This is a genomic window from Pseudoxanthomonas sp. Root65, assembly GCF_001427635.1.
Taxonomy (GTDB): Bacteria; Pseudomonadota; Gammaproteobacteria; order Xanthomonadales; family Xanthomonadaceae; genus Pseudoxanthomonas_A.
The window spans coordinates 583,453-601,793 of sequence record NZ_LMHA01000001.1 but is presented as its reverse complement, the minus strand read 5'-3'; the positions used below and the strand labels follow the sequence as shown (position 1 = coordinate 601,793).

Genomic DNA, 18,341 nt, shown 5'->3' with positions numbered 1-18,341 from the left:
GCCGCGCGCTGGTTCAGATCCGCTCCGGCGCGTTCCAGTCCTTGATCAGGTCGGCCAACTCGATCTCGGCGAAGTCCTGATACTCGCCGGCATCATAGAAGCGGCCATAGCAGTTCTTGCAGCTTTCGAACCAGATATGCGGCTGCTGCGGATCCACCATGCGGATCAGGTCCCACCTGCCGATGCAGACCGGGCATTTGATCCGGTCCACCTTGTTGCATTCCTCGCCCTGCGCCGGGTCGCCGGTGTCGATCTCCTCGGCCCGGTGCTTGAGCGTCTCGTGCGCCATCATCTCGAACCAGAGCCCCTTGCAGCGGGTGCAGCGATGCGCGCTGGCCTCGGGTTCGACGATGAGTTCCATCGCACCTTGGCATTTCGGGCATTGCATGGCGGCATCTCGGGAGGGGGGACGGCCGGATTCTACTCCGCTCACCGCCTGTTGCCAGGGATGGACGTGCTACAACCGCAGCGGCGCGACCTCGACCTTCGGCATCAGGCGCCTGGTGAAGTAACTGTCCTTGTAGTAGCGCACCTTGCGGCACAGGATGGGGTGGGCGAGGCCTTCGTACAGCACGATCTCCTTTTCCGGGCCCATCGCCTTCAGCTCCTGCGGCAGCATCAGGGCGCGCTTCTCCAGCACCTCGTTGTCGGACACGTTGCGGCCTTGGCCGTGCGAGCGCGTGCGGGCGCGGCGCTTGATGGTGGTATAGCCCAGCATCTCCGAATAATCGTTGGCGTCCTGCTGCTCACGCGGGGCATAGATGATCTGCAGCGCGTGGTTGGTGATGATGGTGCGCGAGAGTTCCTTGCCGTAGACCGCGTCCAGCTGCGCCATCGACTGGATGATCGGCAGCAGCCGCAGGTTGTAGCCGGCCATGTAGGCCACGGCCTTGGCGATGATGTCGACGCGGCCGATCGCGGTGAACTCGTCCATCAGCAGCAGGCACTGATGCTTCAGCGTCGGGTCGTTCTGCGGCAGCACCTTGGTGTTGACGTTGATCAGCTGGCTGAAGAACAGGTTCACGATCAGCCGGCTTTCGGCCAGCTTGTTCGGCTGGATGCCCACATAGATCGTCATGCGGCGACGGCGCACGTCGTCCAGCCTGAAATCATCGGCACTGGTGGCCGCATCCAGCACCGGGTTGAGCCAGGGATTCAGCGGCTCGCGGAACGAGCCGATGATGGACGCGAACGTCACGTCCGCCTGCGACAGCAGGCCCGCGAAGGCCGTGCGCGCCTGTCCGCTGAGGAAGGGCGCTTCCACCAGTTTCTGCAGGTAGGGCTTCAGCTCGCCGCCATCGCCCGAGGCCAGCCGCAACACGGCGCCGAGCGTGGGCAGTTCCGCGGTGCGATCGTGGTCATGCCGCTCGAACAGGTACAGGGTGAACGCCAGGAAGGCATTGCGTGCCTGGCTGATCCAGAACTTGTCCTTGTCGTCGCCGTCCGGATACAGCATGGCGGCGATGCTCTGCAGGTCGGAGACGCGGAAGGCCGGGTCCTGCGAGACGTAGGTCATCGGATTCCAGCGATGGCTGCGTCGGTCTTCGGCGAACGGATTGAACAGGTACACCTCATGCCCGATCGACTGGCGCCAGCCCGAGGTCAGATCGAAGTTCTCCTGCTTGATGTCCAGCACCACCGCGGATTCGCGGTAGTCGAGCAGGTTGGGGATCACCACGCCCACACCCTTGCCCGAGCGCGTGGGGGCCGCCAGGATCACGAACTGCTGCCCCGACAGGCGCAGCAGCTTGCCGTTCATTTGCCCGACCACGATGCCGGTGTCCTTGCTCGACAGGAAGCCCTTGTTGGCCAGGTCGATCATGCCCGCGAAGCGCGCACGTCCGTGCAGGTTCCGATAGCTGCGCAACTTGTAGACCATCACCGACAGTGCGGCCCAGACCAGCAGCATGATGCCGCCGCCGAGCGCGCCCGCCGTCTTGATGCGCCACGCGTACGGTTGCACGCGGGGGTGGTCGAGGTGCCTGAGGTAGTCGACGTAGGTGCCCCATCCGACCAGGCCCCCATCCAGGCCGAGGAACAGCAGGGCCAGATAGCCGGAGAGATAAAGCGCGCCGACGGCCGCCAGGGCCGCCAGTGCCAGGATGATCAGAATACGCGTACTGCCCACGTTGCCCCCTGTTTCCCCGTCCGCCACCCGCGGACGCTTGTTCCATGACGATGCTCGCGATCTCAGCGTCCGCTAGTGCTGCGCGCTTCCTGTTCGCCCGACGTATCGATCAGTACGTACTGATCGTTCTTCTGCCAGCGGGGAAGTCCCTCCTGCAGCCGGATGCACGGCTGCCCGCTGCAGGAGGTGATGGTGACCTGCTGCAGCGCTTCCAGCACTTCCGCATCCACCTTCGCCTGCGCCGCGCGTTGCAGGTTGTGCCGTGCCGCGTAACCGCTGCCTGCCACCAGCAGCAGGCAGGCGACGGACAGCACGCCCAGCGATTTCCAGCCGAGGAAGCGCGCGCGCTGCGTGAGCTGCGCCTGCTCCTGTTGCAGGTGATCGGCGACCTGGCGTAATCGCGCTGCCGTCTCGCCGATGCTGTGGGTGGCGGCGGGTATCTCCTGTGCCAGCGCGTCGTGGATGGCGCCACGTGTCTGCTCACCGATCTCGCGCCTGCCATCGTCGATGGTCTTGCCGACCGCGATGGCCGACGCCTGCAGTTCCTTCGCCGCCGCCTGCTGTGCGGCGGCGGCCTTGTTGCACTGGTCTGTCAGGTGCGCCGCCAGCAATGCCGCGTTGGCGACGAACTCCTCCATCTTCGACGGTTCCATATCGCTCCTTGTCACGCTATGCGTGATCGCCACTTCGATACCAGCATGATGCAACAGATGTTTTTCATTCAAGCGATGGCGATCGGTTCGGACGATGGCGTAGGAAATTTCCTACATGGCATAGATTCTTGCGCGTTATCACACGCGCGCATGCACCTTCATTCATCGCAGTGAAGATTGATTTCACATTGGATGTGACGTCGTTCGTGTTTTCACGCGCACCTTCACATTCCTGATCGAACCTGCTGTGTCGATTTAATCCTATTGCAACAAGTCCCTTGTTTTATAGGGTTTCGCAAGGTTTCTTGATGTAGCTGAAGATCGACATACACATGTTTACTTTTTCAATTCTGTTGACGCCGCAAAAGCGCGTGGATATGTTCGGCTCGACTGTCGTGATGCAGTACGCGAATGGAACGTGCGACCCGCGTTAAAGGTCGCACGAGTGTCGAAGGAGCGTTGACGCATGGATGCGAATACAGGGGGCAGTGCGCAGGAAGGTAGCCTGCGCGAGGCGATAGCCGCGGGATTGTCGTGGATCCCGGCGCGCAGGCGTGCATTGCCACCCGCTGACATTCATCAGTGCCGTGACGCATTCCAACGGGAACGCGCATCGGACGTGTGTTGCTGGCGATTGCAGAAAGGTGGATTCGTGATCCCGAACGTCGTTCTTCGCAAGATGATGTTGTCGTGTGTCGTGATGGTGCCGATGGTGGTCGCGGGATGCGCCACGCCACAGGCTGCCGATATCAACGGGCGCTGGCGGCCGGTGAACCGGTTTGCGGAGGCGCCGCAGGCCATCCCGCTGCAGCAGGTCTACATCTACCAGGCCTCTCCCGCGGACGGCACGCTCAAGACCATGCTGGGCCGCTGGGCCAAGGACGCCCGTCTCACGCTGGCGTACCTGCACCCGAACGACTACACGCTGCACGCGCCCATCGCGAACATCCGCACGGGAAGCCTGGAGGACGCCGCCGCCGCGCTGTCGGCGGCGTATGCGGAGCAGGGCGTGCAGGTGTCCGTCGAGCGCCCCCGGATCATCGTGAGCCAGGCGCTGCCGCCGTCGGCGGACGTGGCGCCGACCGCGCCGCTCGGCGACTGAAGGCGACGGCCCGCGCATGTTCAGGAAAAAGACCTCTTCCCCCGATATCGATCGCGCCGTGGCGCAGGGCGTGAGCTTCGAACTGACGCTGGCCGAGCGCGCGCGCAAGAGTGAACGGCGCGCCTGGCTGGTCGCGTGGTCGGCCATCGTGATGTCGCTGATCCTGGCAGGCGGCTACTTCCTGTTCCTGCCGCTGAAGGAGAAGGTGCCGTATCTGGTGATGGCCGATCCCTACACCGGGACCGCCAGCGTGGCGCGCCTGTCGGGCAACTTCCAGGACCGCGATGTCACCACCGAGGAAGCCATCAACAAGAGCAACGTGGCGCAGTTCGTCCTTGCCCGCGAGTCCTACGACTCCGGCCTGATCGGTCAGCGCAACTGGCGCACCACGTTGTCGATGGCCGGGCCTGCGGTGGCGCCGGCCTACACAGCACTCCATTCCGAGAGCAATCCGGATCGGCCGTTCCGCCTGTATGGCGGCGGCCGCGCAGTCCGCGTCCGCATCCTCAGCATCGTGCTGATCGGGGGCACCGGCGGACAGCGCCCGACGGGAGCGACCGTGCGCTTCCAGCGCAGCGTCTACGACAAGGGACGCGGAAGCTCGCAGGCGCTGGACAGCAAGATCGCGACGATGGAGTTCACCTACAACCCCGACCTCCGCCTGGGTGAAGAGGACCGGCTGCTCAATCCGCTCGGATTCCGCGTGACCAACTACCGCGTGGACGATGACTTCGCAGCGGCAGCCTTGCCCGAGCGCGAGTTCCCCGTGCCGCCGGCCGCGCCGGGTCCCGCAACGTCGTCGGCGGCACCACAGGCGGTGGATCCCGCAGCGGCAGCGGCTGCAGCGCCGGCGAGCGTGCCCGGCGACAACGAAGTATCGACAGCGCCGCTGCCGGCGGAGCAATCGGAAACAGAGACTCGACCTGGAGTGCCGCCACAATGAGGTTGAAGGACACCCTGCTGCGTTTGGCTGCCCTTGGCTTGCTGCTCATGACACTGCCTGCGTTCGCGCAGGTGATCGAGGAGTACACCTACGCGCCGGACAAGGTGTATCCGGTACGCACCGGCCTTGGCATCACCACCCAGATCGAGCTCTCGCCGCACGAGGAGATCCTGGACTTCAGCACCGGCTTCAGTGGCGGCTGGGACATCAGCCGTCGCGGCAACGTGTTCTACCTGAAGCCCCGCAACGTCGACGTGGATACCAATCTGCTGGTACGCACCGCCGCGCACTCGTACATCTTCGAACTCAAAGTCGTTGCCACGGACTGGCGCGTGCTCGACCAGGCGCGTGCGGCCGGCGTGCAGTACCGCATCACCTTCGCCTATCCCGGCGACACCAGCTTCGCCGGCGCCACCGCCAGCGCACCGCAGGAAGTCGCGTCCGAGCTGAGCACCGAGGTCGAGCCGGGGCGGGCGTACCACTTCAACTACGAATACGCCCAGCGCAAGCGGGGCCCGACATGGCTGGTGCCGGCGACGGTCTACGACGACCGCCGCTTCACCTATATCCGCATGGGCGACCGCACGCGCTTCCCCAGCGGCAACTTCCCGGTGGTGTTCGCGCGGGACAGCGAGGACGGTGACGAATTCGTCGTCAACTCGACGGTGCAGGACGACACCATCGTGGTGCACGGCACCTATCCCTACTTGGTCATCCGCCACGGCGACAACGTGGTGGGCCTGCGCAGGAGCCCGGAATGACGAACCAGACGCCCAACGACCATCCGGATGCGGGCCCCGAGCGGGTCGTTCCGCAGAATCCTTACCAGCGGGCGGCACCTGAGGCCGATCCGGACCTGGACGCGAACGCGCCCTACCTGCGCTCGGCCGATGTGCAGCGGCTCAACCGCAAGGCGCTGGTCTTCCTGGCAGGCATCATCGCGCTGATGCTGCTGGTGGTGTTCTGGATCTTCAGTGGCGGCCTGTCGTCGAAGCAGGGCGACGCGCCCACCAAGGCCCCGGGTGAGCAGGTCGTCATTCCCGCCGCCCCGCGCGATCTGCCCGAGCTGCCGCCCGAGGCGCCCCCCGTGCCCGTCCAGCCGGACCTGCCGCCGCTGCCGGTCGTCGATGAGACGGGCCCGTCGACGGCATCCATGATGGCCATGCCCTCCGGCATGCCGGGCCGACAGGAGCCGTCACTGCGCGAGCGCCGCATGCTCGACATGGCCACCACGTTCGGCGAAGGCGGCGATCCGGAGGCCGCTGCGGGCGCCGGCATGGAGGATGCCGGCATGGCGCAGTACGCCGCGTTGATGGGGCAGGGACAGGCGCCTGCCGCGCCGCGCGAACCGCCCGACGGCATGACCAGCGCCAAGCCGCTCTACAACCCCAACACGCTGCTGCTGCGCGGCACTTACATCCGCTGCGTGCTCGAATCGCGTGTGATAACCGACGTGCCGGGCTACACCTCGTGCGTGGTGACCGAGCCGGTCTATTCGGTCAATGGCAAGCGTCTGTTGCTGCCACGGGGCTCGAAGGTCATGGGCAGTTACAACTCCGACGCCATCATCGGCGAGCGCGCCGCCATCGTGTGGGACCGGATCACTACGCCCACGGGCATGGACGTCAACATGCGCAGTCCTGGCACCGACATGCTCGGAGCGGCCGGCAATCCGGGGCACTACTCCGCGCACTGGGCCCAGCGCATCTCGTCGGCGCTACTGATCAGCATGCTGAGCGATGCGTTCAAGTACGCAGGCGCGAAGAACGGTCCGCAGGAGACAGCCATCGTCAATGGGGCGATCTACCAGAATCCCTACGAGAGCAATACCGCACGCACCATGGAGCGTCTGGCCAACATGGCGCTGGATCGCAACATGGCGCGGCCGCCGACGGTGACGATCAACCAGGGCACCATCGTCAATGTCTACGTCGCACGCGATGTCGACTTCTCCGCGGTGATGCGCTGACAGGCGGGCAGGCATGGACACGCAGAACGAGCCCCTTGCCCGCGTCTCCAACGAGTTCCTGGACTACCAGTACCAGGTGCTCGGGATCGGCGAGCACATGCACTCCTCGGAGGTCACCGAGATCTGCATCAACCGCCCGGGTGAGCTCTATCTCGAAACGGCGCGCGAAGGCTGGTTGAAGGCCGATGTGCCGTCGCTCACCTTCGAGCGCGCCCGCCAGTTCTGCACTTCGGTAGTCAATGAGAGCAATACCGGGCAGCGCATCACCGACATCGATCCGATGGTCTCGCTGACGTTCCCCACCGGCCAGCGCGCCCAGTTCGTGATTCCGCCGGCCTGCGATGCCGGCAAGGTGTCCATCACCATCCGGCTGCCGGCGAAATTCAGCAAGTCGCTGGAACAATACGAGCAGGACGGTTTCTTCGACGAGATCCTCGAGCAGCAGCAGGTGCTCGGCGACCACGACCAGGAACTGCTGGAACTGCGCCGCAGCCGCAACTACGCCGAGTTCTTCCGCAAGGCGGTGCACTACCACAAGAACATCGTGGTAGCCGGTGCGACGGGCAGCGGCAAGACCACTTTCATGAAGTCGCTGGTCAACCACATTCCGGACCAGGAGCGCCTGGTGACGATCGAGGACGCCCGCGAACTGTTCATCCGGCAGCCCAATGTGGTGCACCTGCTGTATTCCAAGGGCGGCCAGAGCGCCAGCAACATCACCGCGAAGAACTGCATGGAAGCCTGCCTGCGCATGAAGCCGGACCGCATCATTCTGGCCGAGCTGCGCGGCGACGAGTCCTTCTATTTCATCCGCAACTGCGCCTCCGGCCATCCCGGCTCCATCACCAGTTGCCATGCCGGCAGCACGGCACAGACCTGGGACCAGCTGGCCCTGATGGTGAAGGCCTCAGCCGAAGGCGCGGGGCTGGAATTCGAGGTCATCAAGCGCCTGCTCAAGATGACCATCGACATCGTCGTGCATATCAAGGCGCATGCGGGTCGTCGTTACATCACCGGCATCGATTTCGATCCCGCGCGCGCGCTCGCGTCCTGACAGGGAGGGAAGCACATGAACATCACACATCCGTCCCAGGGCCATCGCACATCTCCTTGTTCGCGGAGGATCCGCTGATGCTGCCGGGCATGGAACTGATGGGCTGCACCGGACTGGCGGTTCCGCCGACGGTGATGGAGCACGTCGTGAAGGTCGAGTCCTCGTTCAATCCCTATGCGATCGGCGTGGTGGGCGGACGGCTGGCCCGGCAGCCGCGCAATCTGCCGGAAGCACTGTCGACCGCGCGCATGCTGGAGGAGCGCGGCTACAACTTCTCGCTGGGGCTGGCGCAGGTGAACCGCCACAACCTGGCACGGCAGGGGTTGGACAGCTACGAGAAGGCATTCGCTGTCTGCCCCAACCTGCAGGCGGGCTCGCGCATCCTGGCGGAGTGCTACTCGCGTTCCGGCAGCGACTGGGGCAAGGCCTTCAGTTGCTATTACTCCGGCAATTTCACCACCGGGTACCGGCATGGCTACGTCCAGAAGGTGTTCGCGTCCTGGCAGCGGCAGGCGGGCAGCGACACGGCGGCGGCCATTCCGGTGATCGACCGGCATGGCGCGGCCAAGCGGCGTCCTTCGGGCGTGCGCGCTGTGGCCACCGGCGCAGCGTCGTCCCTCGTTGCGCGCCGCATCGAAGAGGCAAAGACCGAACGGGCCACCGCGCAGCGCACGGCCAGTCTCGCGGCGGCCGACGTTCGGCCGGCGCCAGCAGCGGTGCGCGCGGTGCCGCCGTCCGCTGCGCCCGTGGCCGCGCCCGCCATCGCCCAGGCATCCGCCGAGGCGCCGGTCACGGTGCAGCCTTATCACCAGAACACCACCTCGGCGCCGCAAGCGCCGCAGGTCGTGCAGGCATCCGGGAGGGATGACGCTTTCGTCTTCTAGCAGCACCCGCCAGGGATGGCTCAACGGCACGCGAAAGTGCCAACCACCGTTGCAATCACCACTTGGGGTCTACCATGAACAACACGTCTATCATCCAAGCAAAGCAGGTCTTCACCGCCCTGGCCATCGCGGCCGTTGCCGTCGCCGCACTGGCGTTTCCGGAACTGGCCTTCGCCCAGGACGGGTCCGGCGCCAAGACCAGCGTCACCACGTTCTTCACTAACCTCAATGGCCTGCTGAACGTGGCATCGATCGCGATCGTCACGATCGCCGTCATCTTCGCGGGCTACCAGATCGCCTTCAACCATAAGCGCGTCGGGGACGTGGCGCCGGTACTGATCGGTGGCTTCCTGATCGGTGCGGCGGCGCAGATCGCCAAAATGCTGTTGCCCGAAGACGTGACATCGACGGCCATGGCCCTGGGCCAGATGCTGGTCAACTATGCATAAGAACGTGCTGTTCAGGGGGTGCACGCGCCCGCCGATGTTCATGGGGGTGCCGTACGTGCCCTTCACGATCGCGGCGGGTGGCTGCCTGCTGCTCACGTTCTACTTCAACATGTTCTTCCTGGCCCTGCTGCCGGTGGTCATCTTCATCATGCGGCAGATGGCGCGCCGCGACGAGATGATCTTCCGGCTGCTCGGGCTGCGGTGGCAGTTCCGGACCCGCGTCCGGAATCTTCGCCACCACGAAGGCATGTGGGTGTTCACGCCCAATACGTACCGCAAGCGCTTCGACGACTCGATTCCGGACTGACCCCATGCTCGCGCCCGACCTGTCCATCGCCGAGTTCATTCCCTTGTCCGCCCACGTGTCGCCGCACGTGATCAAGACGACGGGTGGCGACTTCCTGCTGACGTGGCGGCTGGACGGGCTGCCCTTCGTCGGGCGCGAGGAATGGGAACTGGAGCATCGCCACAACAGCTTCAACCGCATGCTGCAGACGCTACGCGCGCCGGATTTCGTCAACGTGGCGTTCTGGGTGCACGACCTGCGCCGTCGCGGGCGGATCCGCTCCGGCGCGCGGTTCGCCCAGGCCTTCAACCAGACGCTGTCGGACGAGTACTTCGATGCGCTGACCGCGCAGAAGATCATGCAGAACGAGCTGTACCTGACCATGATCTACCGGCCCATCGTGATGGGGAAGAAGTTTGTCGAGAAGTCTGCCAACGTGCCCCGCCTGCAGGCCGAGCAGGAACAGGCGGTGGACAAGCTGATGGAGTTGGCCGGCAACGTGGAGGCGGTGCTGAAGGACTACGCGCCGGTGCGGCTGGGGATGTACGAGTCGGACGCCGGCGGGGTGTTCTCCGAGACGCTGGAGTTCTTCGGCTTCGTGCTCAACCGGATTTCCGAGCCGGTGCCGGTGCTGCGCGCGCCGCTCTACGACTACCTCGCGGTGAGCCGGCACATGTTCTCGTCCAAGACCGGCGACTTCGTGGTCAGCACGCCGGACGGAAAGAACCACTTCGGCGCCATCCTCAACATCAAGGAATACACGGATGGCACCTGGCCCGGCATCCTCAATGGACTGAAGTACCTCGACTTCGAGTACGTCATCACGCATTCGTTCAGTCCGATGGGCCGCCAGGACGCGCTCAAGGTGCTGGACCGCACCAAGGGCATGATGATCTCGTCCGGCGACAAGGCGGTCAGCCAGATCGTCGAGCTCGACGGTGCCATGGACCAGGTCGCCTCGGGCAACTTCGTGCTGGGCGAGTACCACTTCATCATGACCCTGTACGCGGAAGACCAGCAGCGCCTCTCGCAGAACGTGGCGGTGGCCCGGGCGGAACTGTCCAACGCCGGCTTCGTGTCCGCCAAGGAAGACCTGGCCGTCTGCTCGTCGTTCTATTCCCAGTTGCCGGCGAACTGGCGCTACCGGACACGGCTGGCCAATGTCAGCTCGCTGAACTTCCTGGGCCTGTCGCCGCTGCACAACTTCGCCACCGGCAAGCGCGACAACAATCCGTGGGGCGACAGCGTCACGGTGCTGCAGACCACCAACGGCCAGCCCTACTACTTCAACTTCCACGCCACGCACCCGGCCGAGAACTCGCTGGGCGAGAAGGCCATCGCCAACACCATGGTGATCGGCAAGTCCGGTACCGGCAAGACGGCGCTGATCAACTTCCTGCTCAGCCAGGTACAGAAGTTCGATCCGGTGCCGACCATCTTCTTCTTCGACAAGGACCGTGGCGCGGAGATCTTCGTGCGCGCCTGTGGCGGCAACTACCTGGCGCTGGAGAATGGGCAGCCCACCGGCTTCAACCCGTTCCAGTGCGAGCGCACGGACGGCAACGTGCAGTTCCTCGCCGGGCTGATCAAGGTGCTGGCGGCGAAGACCCATTACACCGCACGCGAGGACGAGGACATCTTCCGTGCGGTGGAATCCATGCTCGACATGCCACTGCACCTGCGGTCGATGACCAACTTCCAGAAGAGCCTGCCCAACATGGGCGACGACGGCCTGTACGCGCGCCTGCGCAAGTGGACCGCCGGCAACGCGCTGGGCTGGGTCTTCGACAACCCGGTGGACACCATCGATCTGGGCCGGGCCAGCATCATCGGGTTCGATTACACCGACGTCATCGAGAACGCCGAGATCCGCGTGCCGGTGATCAATTATCTGCTGCACCGGCTGGAGGAACTGATCGACGGCAGGCCGCTGATCTACGTGATGGACGAGTTCTGGAAGATCCTCGACGGCGGCGGTGCGCTCAAGGACTTCGCCAAGAACAAGCAGAAGACCATCCGCAAGCAGAACGGCCTGGGCATCTTCGCCACCCAGAGTCCGGAGGACGCGCTGGCCAGTGACATTTCGGCGGCCCTGATCGAACAGACCGCCACGTTGATCCTGTTGCCCAATCCGAACGCGGCACGAGAGGACTACATCGAGGGCCTGAAACTGACCGACGCGGAGTTCCAGGTCATCAAGAGCCTGGACGAACGCTCGCGCTGCTTCCTGGTCAAGCAGGGCCACGCATCGACCGTATGCCAGCTCAATCTGCGCGGCATGGACGACGCACTGGCGGTCATCTCGGCCAGCACCGACAACATCGAGATCATGCATCGGATCGTCGACGAAGAGGCCGAGCGCCTCGGGATCGACAAGGCCGACCTCCTGCCCGAGCAGTGGCTACCGCGCTTCCAGGAGGAGCGGAAGGGGTCGCGCAGCCGTCGGGAGACGCCCACCACATCGCCAAATCGGGAAGACCGTTCCAACGGCCCGCGCTCCACGCGGCCCACTTACTCCAGCATCCAGCGCTGACCGAGCGTAGAGGACATCACCATGAATCCGTTGACACACCGCCACATCGTCATCGCCCTGCTTGTCATGGGACTGGGAGCGGCCTCCAGCGCCCAGGCGCAATGGCGGGTGATCGACCGGGACGCGAATAGCAAGCTCCAGGACATGAATGGCCGCATCGGTACGACCAGCGCGACCGGCAACGGCAACGGCACGGTGAACGGCAACCTGCGTGAGCTTTACCAGCAGCAGGTGTTCGAATCGTTCAACGGCAACAACGAGGACAGCAAGGCGGCGCCGGAGCCTGAGGAAAAGCTGCAGCATGCTCAGCCCACTCAGAGTGGCGTCAACATGAATGCTGACAACCGCTGCAAGCAGGCCGCCAGCGGTATCGCCCAGCAGCAGTACCAGCTGTGCCGCGAAATCGTGAACACCGAACTGGCAAAGTACAACTACTCGCTGAAGATGTACGAAGTGACCACGCAGCGCCAGCGCTACCTCGACGAGCTGAAGCGCCAGCGTGGCAGCATACAGAGCCACGAAGTCGGCAAGCTCCAGGACAACACCAACCGCATCCTGCTGTTGATGTCGCAGATGGAGATCGATCGGCAACAGCAGCAGACCTACATGGACGCCTATGTTGCCCGCATCGGCTTCCTGCAGGAAGCCAGCAAGACGCTCGCCCAGCAGGCGCTGGAAGGCAAGGGCGATTCGGGCGGCGGTGGACTGGGCGGCGCCATCGGCGGGGCGGTCGGCATCGCCACCCTTAAGGCGGCACTGGAAGTCGCGCAGTCCAGGCGGCGCAACTGATCCCCGACCGTAACCTGTGCCGCAACGCAGGACGCGTTGTGGCGGCACGAAGGAATGAACATGGTGCACTTGCCTTCATTGGATAACGGACTCGCGGCCCTGCTGCGCGGCATGGAGGCGGCGATCGGCGCCGTGGAACGCTGGGCCTTCTTCCGTCTGGTGTTCGACTGGGTGGACGAGGAGATCAACATCTTCCGCGACAACCTGCTCGGCGCGATGGCCGAGTGGGTCGGCGGCATCGCCTTCGTCCTGCTGACGCTCTGGGTGCTGCTGCAGGGTTATCGCATCGTCACCGGCCAGTCGCGCCAGTTCATGATGGAACTCGTGGTGAAGTCGCTGAAGTGGGTGCTGATCATCACGGTCGCCACGACGTTCTCGTTGGGGAGCAGCGACATCCATCGGCTGCTCACCGACGATATGCCGACCACCATCAACCAGATGGTGACAGGTGAAGACGAGGGCCCCGAGGACTCCATCGACGACAACCTGCAGACGATGGAAGCCGCGATGGTCGCCATCGATGCGCTCTATACCAGCTTCGACGAGACGCTGCAGGCCGCCAAGACGCGGACGATGTGGTTCACAGGCGTGGGGGTGGCCGGACCTTCGTTGATGGGAGGAGCGATCCTGCTGATGTACAAGATGGCGATGGCGCTGTTCATCGGTCTGGGACCCTTCTTCATCCTGTGCCTGGGCTTCGAGCAGACCAAGGGCATGTTCCAGAAATGGGTCTGGTACGGTATCGGCACCATGTTCTCGCTGGCGGTGTTGAGCTTCACCGTGTCGATGATCTCGAAGCTGCTCGGCGCCGTAGCGGTTTCTTATGTCGCCCAGTACCTGGCTACGCTCGCGGCGAACACTTCTCCCCAGGGCGTCAGCAGCATGGCCATGCAACAGGGCGGTCTGGGACTGCTGATGACCCTGTTCCTCGTTACCGTGCCGCCCATGGCCGCCGCCTTCTTCCAGGGCACTGTCGGACAATTCATGGCGTACAACGCGTTTGGGCAGGGGCAGGCGATGCAGCCGACGCGGCCGGGTGGGGGGTATGTTCCCGCAGCCGGAGGAGAGGCGAGTAATCCGAATAGTGCTGCGGTGCACAGTCATCGGGGGACAATCGCATGAGCAGAGAGTTTTTGGAGAACTTCTCGGTAGCCGTCATTCTGGTGGTCGCCGGCACACTGCGTTCGCCAGCCGTACTCGCTCAGACAGCGTGCCCTCAGGGCGTTACGCCAGGCAGTTCGCAGTGCCTGCCTAGTCCTCAAGGCGGAAATCAGGTAGTCCAGGAGGCGACTCCACGTTGGAAACTGACCTGGGGTGCGATTTCCCTTGATGACAAGACTGTCTCGATTGGGACGGCTACAGGACAGGCATCGCGTCGAGCTGCGGTGAAAGAAGCGACAAGAAAGTGCGAGTCAATCGGTGGGAAAGAGTGCAGGATCATTCTCTACTACGAGAATCAATGTGCTGCGATCGCGGAGCCTGTAGCAGACATCGGAACGATGATTGCTTCATACAAGGTTGGTCTTTCCTCTCAAGAAGCAGTCGATATGGCGGTGCAGGAGTGTGAAAGAAGAAATAATGCGGGAAGGTGCAAGCCCATCTACTCGAACTGCACGACTCCCATAAGGATCAGATAGTTTCAAGCCAAGTCATGAAATTTTCGTTCTCACTAGTGCTTTTATCTCTACCTGGATTTTGTTCGGGAGCGCAGGTCGAGACTGCGTGCCCGCAAGGCGCCATCCAGGGAAGTTCACAGGTGTCTGCCGACCGGGTCGATTGCTACGCAGCCTGAGACCGATGCCGTCACCTTGGCGGGCAAACAAGGATCATTAAAAGAAGAAGGACCTTCCATGAGCAGAATTTCACTACTTATTCTTGGAGTTTTATCGGTCGCTGCTTGTGCCTCCATACCGGCAAACCTGGCGGCGAACAAATGGGTTGGAAAGACGATGAACGATGCACTCTCCTCTTTTGGCCCGCCTCGAGAGACGCAGACGCAACCTGATGGAAGGACGAGGAACGTGTGGCGTTTCGAGCGCTATGTGGACGAGGTTGTCCCGACCGGGAACGTCCTTGGCAGGGATGCTGGCGGACGGCCCACGCTTTACGCGACGCAGGGCATCAGGCGGGTCAAGTTCTCCTGCGACCTGACCCTCGTGAGCGAGGGCGACACCGTGGTGGATGCCCGCCCGAAGCCGGTGGCGGGCATCGGTCCAGCGATGGCAGGTGGTTGTGACGGGCATGGGATTTGAGATTCCCAGCCGTCGTTGTTATCAGCAAAGGAGTTGGCGATGGATGAGAGACCCATGGGGCGAAGTCGACCAGCGAAGGCGGCCGTCGTTCTCCTTCTCCTTTCCCAGACAGCCTGCAGTGGTGCCATGAACAATCAAGCCAGCCCCCAGTTCACTGAGAATCCCACTCCGCGCCAGGCCTATCGGCTGACGCTGCGCATCGAAGGTGCGCCCGGCCCGTTGGAGGTCGTGTCCAGCGCCGCGCAGTACGACGTGGTCAATCACGAGTGCCTGCCGCCGCCGAAGGACAATCCGGGGGGACATACCTCGCCGGTCCCCACCCACGACATTCCGTTCCGTCTGGAGCGCGTATCCGACAGCGAGTACGCAGGCGTCTTCTATACGGACGGCATGGTCGATGCCGAGTACCACGGTCGCGGCGTCTGTCGGTGGGAGCTGATCCAGGCGCAGGTACAGCTGCGTGCGCCGGGACACCAGGGAGACACCCACTTCATCGCCAAGCTCAATGGCGACGAACTGCCGCAGGGAACGCCGAAGGCGTTCCACTACTGGAAAGCACGCTATCCGAAGGAATCGGGATCGGAGGGCTACCGGGATTACGGCCAGCCCGACCTGCAGAAGGTGCCGGCGGATCAGCGCGATGACTTCTTCGGCGTGGTGCTGACCGTCAAGGAGGCCTGAGCATGGGACTTACCTCGCAGCAATACGCGCATCTGGCCGACCACAGCTACGACCGTGGCGGGCAGATGCAGGACCTGCTCAACAAGGATGTGGTGATCGGCGGAGAGCGCTACCGGGTAATCGACTATGTCGACAATCCCCGGACCGGTTACCAGGGCACCATCTACCAGCACGAGGCCACCGGCGCCGTGGTGGCTGCGCATCGCGGCACCGAGTTCGGCCGCGAAGCCTTCCGTGACGGCGTGATCGCCGATGCCGGCATGGTGTTCACGCGCACCAACAGCCAGGCGGCGGACGCGGTCGAACTGACCCGTCGTGCGGTCGAGTATGCGGAACGCCAAGGGCGCGAGCCCGGCAGGACCGCGCCCGAGGTCACGGTCACGGGGCATTCGCTGGGCGGAACGCTGGCGCAGGTGTCGGCGCACCATTTCGACCTGCGTGGCGAGACATTCAACGCCTACGGTGCCGCCAGCCTGGGCCGGCGCATCCCGGAAGGGGGCGGTCGCGTGACCAACCACGTGATGGCGGTCGATGCGGTCAGCTCCGCCAGTCCGCATTACGGGCAGCTGCGCATCTACGCTACACCGGCGGAGATCGAGACTCTGCATCGCACCGGGTACCACGACAACATCGTGCGCGACCTGCTGCAGCGGGACATGCCGCTGACCGCGTCCGTCCTGTCCGGCGGCTCGCACAGCATGCACAACTTCCTTCCCGTGGATGGCGAAGGCCGCCCCGACCGTTCCGCGCTGGACGATCCGGCCGCGCGACGCCTCGCGGAGGAGCACCGCGGCATCATCGCCGATTACCGCGACGATGTCGGTGACCTGCGTCGTGGCGTCACCGTGACGGCCCGCGGCCCTGTCGGTCTGGTGCTGGATGGAATCGATCGCATCCGTGGTCCCGTGCCGGCAGGCGAGCCAGCAGTACGCGATGAGCGCGAACGCCAGGATCGCACGTCGCAAGCCGACACGCCGCACCGCATCGACGCGACGCTCGACGCACCGCAGATGTCATGGCGCCCGAGCCCCGAAGTGGAGCGATTGCTGGCGGCGGCGGGCGAGCGCGATCCCGCGGCGCTGCAACGTGCACAGCACGATCTGCACGCGTCGCCGACGGGCCAGGCGTGGCGTGAGCGGGTCGAGGCGCACCAGCGGGATCTGGCAGCCCACGAGCGCGCGCCGGACTTCCAGACCGAGCAACGGATGCCGGCGCAGATGGACATTGCACGCTGACAACCGTATCCCGTATCAAGAGGAATGCAGCCATGAAACGGAGCATCAAACTTCTCATCCCGCTGGGCATGCTGGTGCTGTTCGATCTCAGCGCCCAGTCCGATGGCTACTACCAGCGCCTCTACTACCGCATGGACGACCCGTTCGTGTTCTGCACGCAGGGCCAGGACGTCAGGAAGAATCCGATGCCGTGCTGGAAGCCCATGCCGCCTTTCACCGGCGCTTACGTGCAGATGCCGTACTGCGATCCGCCAAACCCCTACGGAAAACCCTGGACGCAGGACGACACACTCTCCTTGGCCCAATACAAGTCGGTCTGCCCGAAGGCGATCGACTCGGGTCGCTGGGAAGGTGGCGGTCGACCCGAAAACACGCCCATCCGCCATTGAGGCGGCCGGTTGCTTGCGAATGAACGCCCTTGTCATGGAGTCGTCCACATGAGGTTGCAGCGCATGAAGGTCCTTTCCCCTCTGCTACTGGCCGCGATGGTGGTCCTCATCGGCGGTTGCGATGCGCCGGCACCACGAAGTGCGAATACCGCAGAGCAGGCGGCCTCCCCCCAGAAGAAGGAAGAAGACATGTCGGAGCTGAAACCGCCCTCCGCGGACAGCGTGTTGTATTTCATCTACCAGCGCGACGGCGATGGTGCGGTCAGCTACCAGGTCGACGGCGGCGCCACCGTCAGCTACTGGTACGGCCATGCGTTCGACCTCAACGGAAAGCACTACTTCACCGGTTTCGGTGCCAAGAGCCAGGGCGAGGGTCCCGAAGGCGACGACGGCATGATGGATCCTGAGCACGTCGCGATTTCGCAGGCAACGTTCACACGCATCGAGAAGGACGGCAAGGTGGAGTGGTCGAAGCCGGATACCGATGGTTACGTCGGTGAGTTCGGCAGGATGGCGCGGCCGGAAGAAATCGATACGTCACGCAAGGCGCAGAGCCACGCGACGGGCGACGGGCGCTATCTGCTGGCTGTGCCGACCCGGGACTTCACGAATGGCGAGGAGGTGCAGTCGTTTGCGCTGTTCCTGTTCGATCCCGACAACGTCGACAAGCTGCGTTTCCGGCAATGGGGATACGTGGGAAGCGTCCCCGTCAGCAGGGAGAACAGCGCTGCGTGCGACGACAGTCAGGTGATGCCGTGCGTCGCCAGTACCGGCAGCCTGACGTTCGAGCCTGCCGGCGAGGGTCTCCCCAGACTGAAAGTGTCCTCCAAGGGGACCACCATCGCGTCTCCGGGCAAGGTCCGCGAAATGACGGCCGCGGATGCGGTGACCTACACCTTCGACGAAGCGAGCGAGCACTACCGCCAGTAAACCTTTTCCAGTTGACCGACTTGCATCAGGCCCATGGAGGGGCCCGGTTGACGTCCTGCGACCC

The 18,341-nt window shown here is 64.0% G+C and carries 19 protein-coding genes; 16 read left to right on the top strand and 3 right to left on the bottom strand.

The features are described from left to right. Positions 1 to 13: 13 nt before the first annotated feature. The 3 genes from ASD77_RS02725 to ASD77_RS02715 form a co-directional block, all read right to left on the bottom strand. Entirely contained in the window at positions 14 to 388 is a 375-nt protein-coding gene (locus tag ASD77_RS02725) for a zf-TFIIB domain-containing protein (protein WP_055936973.1), read from the bottom strand. A gap of 69 nt (positions 389 to 457) precedes the next feature. Then, positions 458 to 2,113 carry a type IV secretory system conjugative DNA transfer family protein gene (locus tag ASD77_RS02720; protein WP_156383564.1) on the bottom strand — a complete coding sequence of 552 codons (1,656 nt, stop codon included), beginning with the start codon at positions 2,111 to 2,113 and terminating at the stop codon, positions 458 to 460. Between the two features lie 77 nt (positions 2,114 to 2,190). Next, positions 2,191 to 2,781 carry a hypothetical protein gene (locus ASD77_RS02715; RefSeq protein WP_055936970.1) on the bottom strand — a complete coding sequence of 197 codons (591 nt, stop codon included), beginning with the start codon at positions 2,779 to 2,781 and terminating at the stop codon, positions 2,191 to 2,193. 682 nt (positions 2,782 to 3,463) lie between these two features. On the opposite strand from ASD77_RS02715, the gene ASD77_RS02710 reads away from it, so the two are divergent. From ASD77_RS02710 to ASD77_RS02640, 16 genes are all read left to right on the top strand, one after another. Beyond that, complete coding sequence (locus tag ASD77_RS02710) at positions 3,464 to 3,883, top strand: TcpQ domain-containing protein (protein WP_235578455.1); 420 nt, start codon at positions 3,464 to 3,466, stop codon at positions 3,881 to 3,883. A gap of 16 nt (positions 3,884 to 3,899) precedes the next feature. Beyond that, positions 3,900 to 4,826 (top strand): type IV secretion system protein, encoded by a 927-nt coding sequence (locus ASD77_RS02705; protein WP_082563086.1) that lies wholly within the window; start codon positions 3,900 to 3,902, stop codon positions 4,824 to 4,826. Then, complete coding sequence (locus ASD77_RS02700) at positions 4,823 to 5,587, top strand: TrbG/VirB9 family P-type conjugative transfer protein (RefSeq protein ID WP_055936964.1); 765 nt, start codon at positions 4,823 to 4,825, stop codon at positions 5,585 to 5,587. The genes ASD77_RS02705 and ASD77_RS02700 overlap by 4 nt, the downstream gene beginning before the upstream one ends. Continuing rightward, positions 5,584 to 6,795 (top strand): TrbI/VirB10 family protein, encoded by a 1,212-nt coding sequence (locus tag ASD77_RS02695; RefSeq protein WP_055936962.1) that lies wholly within the window; start codon positions 5,584 to 5,586, stop codon positions 6,793 to 6,795. Before ASD77_RS02700 ends, ASD77_RS02695 begins: the two co-directional genes overlap by 4 nt. Before the next feature lie 13 nt (positions 6,796 to 6,808). Further along, positions 6,809 to 7,849: a P-type DNA transfer ATPase VirB11 gene (virB11, locus tag ASD77_RS02690; protein WP_055936958.1), complete on the top strand. Its 1,041-nt coding sequence runs from the start codon at positions 6,809 to 6,811 to the stop codon at positions 7,847 to 7,849. A gap of 89 nt (positions 7,850 to 7,938) precedes the next feature. Further along, on the top strand, positions 7,939 to 8,733 hold the full coding sequence (locus ASD77_RS18655) for a lytic transglycosylase domain-containing protein (RefSeq protein ID WP_162247624.1): 795 nt from the start codon (positions 7,939 to 7,941) through the stop codon (positions 8,731 to 8,733). 74 nt (positions 8,734 to 8,807) lie between these two features. After that, positions 8,808 to 9,182, top strand: a complete 375-nt coding sequence (locus ASD77_RS02680) for a TrbC/VirB2 family protein (RefSeq protein ID WP_055936955.1) — start codon at positions 8,808 to 8,810, stop codon at positions 9,180 to 9,182. Continuing rightward, positions 9,175 to 9,489, top strand: coding sequence for a VirB3 family type IV secretion system protein (locus tag ASD77_RS02675; RefSeq protein WP_055936952.1), 315 nt, complete (start codon positions 9,175 to 9,177; stop codon positions 9,487 to 9,489). The genes ASD77_RS02680 and ASD77_RS02675 overlap by 8 nt, the downstream gene beginning before the upstream one ends. A 4-nt stretch (positions 9,490 to 9,493) precedes the next feature. Next, a complete protein-coding gene (locus ASD77_RS02670) occupies positions 9,494 to 12,001 on the top strand; it encodes a VirB4 family type IV secretion/conjugal transfer ATPase (RefSeq protein WP_055936949.1) in 2,508 nt (835 codons plus the stop codon). Positions 12,002 to 12,022: 21 nt separating this feature from the next. Continuing rightward, positions 12,023 to 12,790: a hypothetical protein gene (locus tag ASD77_RS02665; protein WP_055936946.1), complete on the top strand. Its 768-nt coding sequence runs from the start codon at positions 12,023 to 12,025 to the stop codon at positions 12,788 to 12,790. A 54-nt stretch (positions 12,791 to 12,844) separates the two neighbouring features. Next, positions 12,845 to 13,912, top strand: coding sequence for a type IV secretion system protein (locus tag ASD77_RS02660; RefSeq protein ID WP_082563085.1), 1,068 nt, complete (start codon positions 12,845 to 12,847; stop codon positions 13,910 to 13,912). Positions 13,913 to 14,640: 728 nt separating this feature from the next. Continuing rightward, on the top strand, positions 14,641 to 15,042 hold the full coding sequence (locus ASD77_RS17985) for a hypothetical protein (RefSeq protein ID WP_156383439.1): 402 nt from the start codon (positions 14,641 to 14,643) through the stop codon (positions 15,040 to 15,042). A 126-nt stretch (positions 15,043 to 15,168) separates the two neighbouring features. Beyond that, positions 15,169 to 15,723, top strand: coding sequence for a hypothetical protein (locus tag ASD77_RS02655; RefSeq protein WP_055936940.1), 555 nt, complete (start codon positions 15,169 to 15,171; stop codon positions 15,721 to 15,723). Positions 15,724 to 15,725: 2 nt separating this feature from the next. Next, complete coding sequence (locus ASD77_RS02650; RefSeq protein WP_055936937.1) at positions 15,726 to 16,958, top strand: hypothetical protein; 1,233 nt, start codon at positions 15,726 to 15,728, stop codon at positions 16,956 to 16,958. A 32-nt stretch (positions 16,959 to 16,990) separates the two neighbouring features. Further along, positions 16,991 to 17,347: a hypothetical protein gene (locus ASD77_RS02645; RefSeq protein WP_055936934.1), complete on the top strand. Its 357-nt coding sequence runs from the start codon at positions 16,991 to 16,993 to the stop codon at positions 17,345 to 17,347. A gap of 54 nt (positions 17,348 to 17,401) precedes the next feature. Continuing rightward, complete coding sequence (locus ASD77_RS02640) at positions 17,402 to 18,277, top strand: hypothetical protein (protein WP_156383438.1); 876 nt, start codon at positions 17,402 to 17,404, stop codon at positions 18,275 to 18,277. The last annotated feature ends 64 nt before the right edge of the window (positions 18,278 to 18,341 follow it).

What these genes read in the sequence shown, in the direction of transcription:
- ASD77_RS02725 (WP_055936973.1), bottom strand. Translation starts at nt 388, where the DNA reads ATGCAATGCCCGAAATGCCAAGGTGCGATGGAACTCATCGTCGAACCC.
- ASD77_RS02715 (WP_055936970.1), bottom strand. Translation starts at nt 2,781, where the DNA reads ATGGAACCGTCGAAGATGGAGGAGTTCGTCGCCAACGCGGCATTGCTG.
- ASD77_RS02710 (WP_235578455.1), top strand. Translation starts at nt 3,464, where the DNA reads ATGTTGTCGTGTGTCGTGATGGTGCCGATGGTGGTCGCGGGATGCGCC.
- ASD77_RS02705 (WP_082563086.1), top strand. Translation starts at nt 3,900, where the DNA reads ATGTTCAGGAAAAAGACCTCTTCCCCCGATATCGATCGCGCCGTGGCG.
- ASD77_RS02700 (WP_055936964.1), top strand. Translation starts at nt 4,823, where the DNA reads ATGAGGTTGAAGGACACCCTGCTGCGTTTGGCTGCCCTTGGCTTGCTG.
- ASD77_RS02695 (WP_055936962.1), top strand. Translation starts at nt 5,584, where the DNA reads ATGACGAACCAGACGCCCAACGACCATCCGGATGCGGGCCCCGAGCGG.
- virB11 (WP_055936958.1), top strand. Translation starts at nt 6,809, where the DNA reads ATGGACACGCAGAACGAGCCCCTTGCCCGCGTCTCCAACGAGTTCCTG.
- ASD77_RS18655 (WP_162247624.1), top strand. Translation starts at nt 7,939, where the DNA reads ATGGAACTGATGGGCTGCACCGGACTGGCGGTTCCGCCGACGGTGATG.
- ASD77_RS02680 (WP_055936955.1), top strand. Translation starts at nt 8,808, where the DNA reads ATGAACAACACGTCTATCATCCAAGCAAAGCAGGTCTTCACCGCCCTG.
- ASD77_RS02675 (WP_055936952.1), top strand. Translation starts at nt 9,175, where the DNA reads ATGCATAAGAACGTGCTGTTCAGGGGGTGCACGCGCCCGCCGATGTTC.
- ASD77_RS02670 (WP_055936949.1), top strand. Translation starts at nt 9,494, where the DNA reads ATGCTCGCGCCCGACCTGTCCATCGCCGAGTTCATTCCCTTGTCCGCC.
- ASD77_RS02665 (WP_055936946.1), top strand. Translation starts at nt 12,023, where the DNA reads ATGAATCCGTTGACACACCGCCACATCGTCATCGCCCTGCTTGTCATG.
- ASD77_RS02660 (WP_082563085.1), top strand. Translation starts at nt 12,845, where the DNA reads ATGAACATGGTGCACTTGCCTTCATTGGATAACGGACTCGCGGCCCTG.
- ASD77_RS17985 (WP_156383439.1), top strand. Translation starts at nt 14,641, where the DNA reads ATGAGCAGAATTTCACTACTTATTCTTGGAGTTTTATCGGTCGCTGCT.
- ASD77_RS02655 (WP_055936940.1), top strand. Translation starts at nt 15,169, where the DNA reads ATGAACAATCAAGCCAGCCCCCAGTTCACTGAGAATCCCACTCCGCGC.
- ASD77_RS02650 (WP_055936937.1), top strand. Translation starts at nt 15,726, where the DNA reads ATGGGACTTACCTCGCAGCAATACGCGCATCTGGCCGACCACAGCTAC.
- ASD77_RS02645 (WP_055936934.1), top strand. Translation starts at nt 16,991, where the DNA reads ATGAAACGGAGCATCAAACTTCTCATCCCGCTGGGCATGCTGGTGCTG.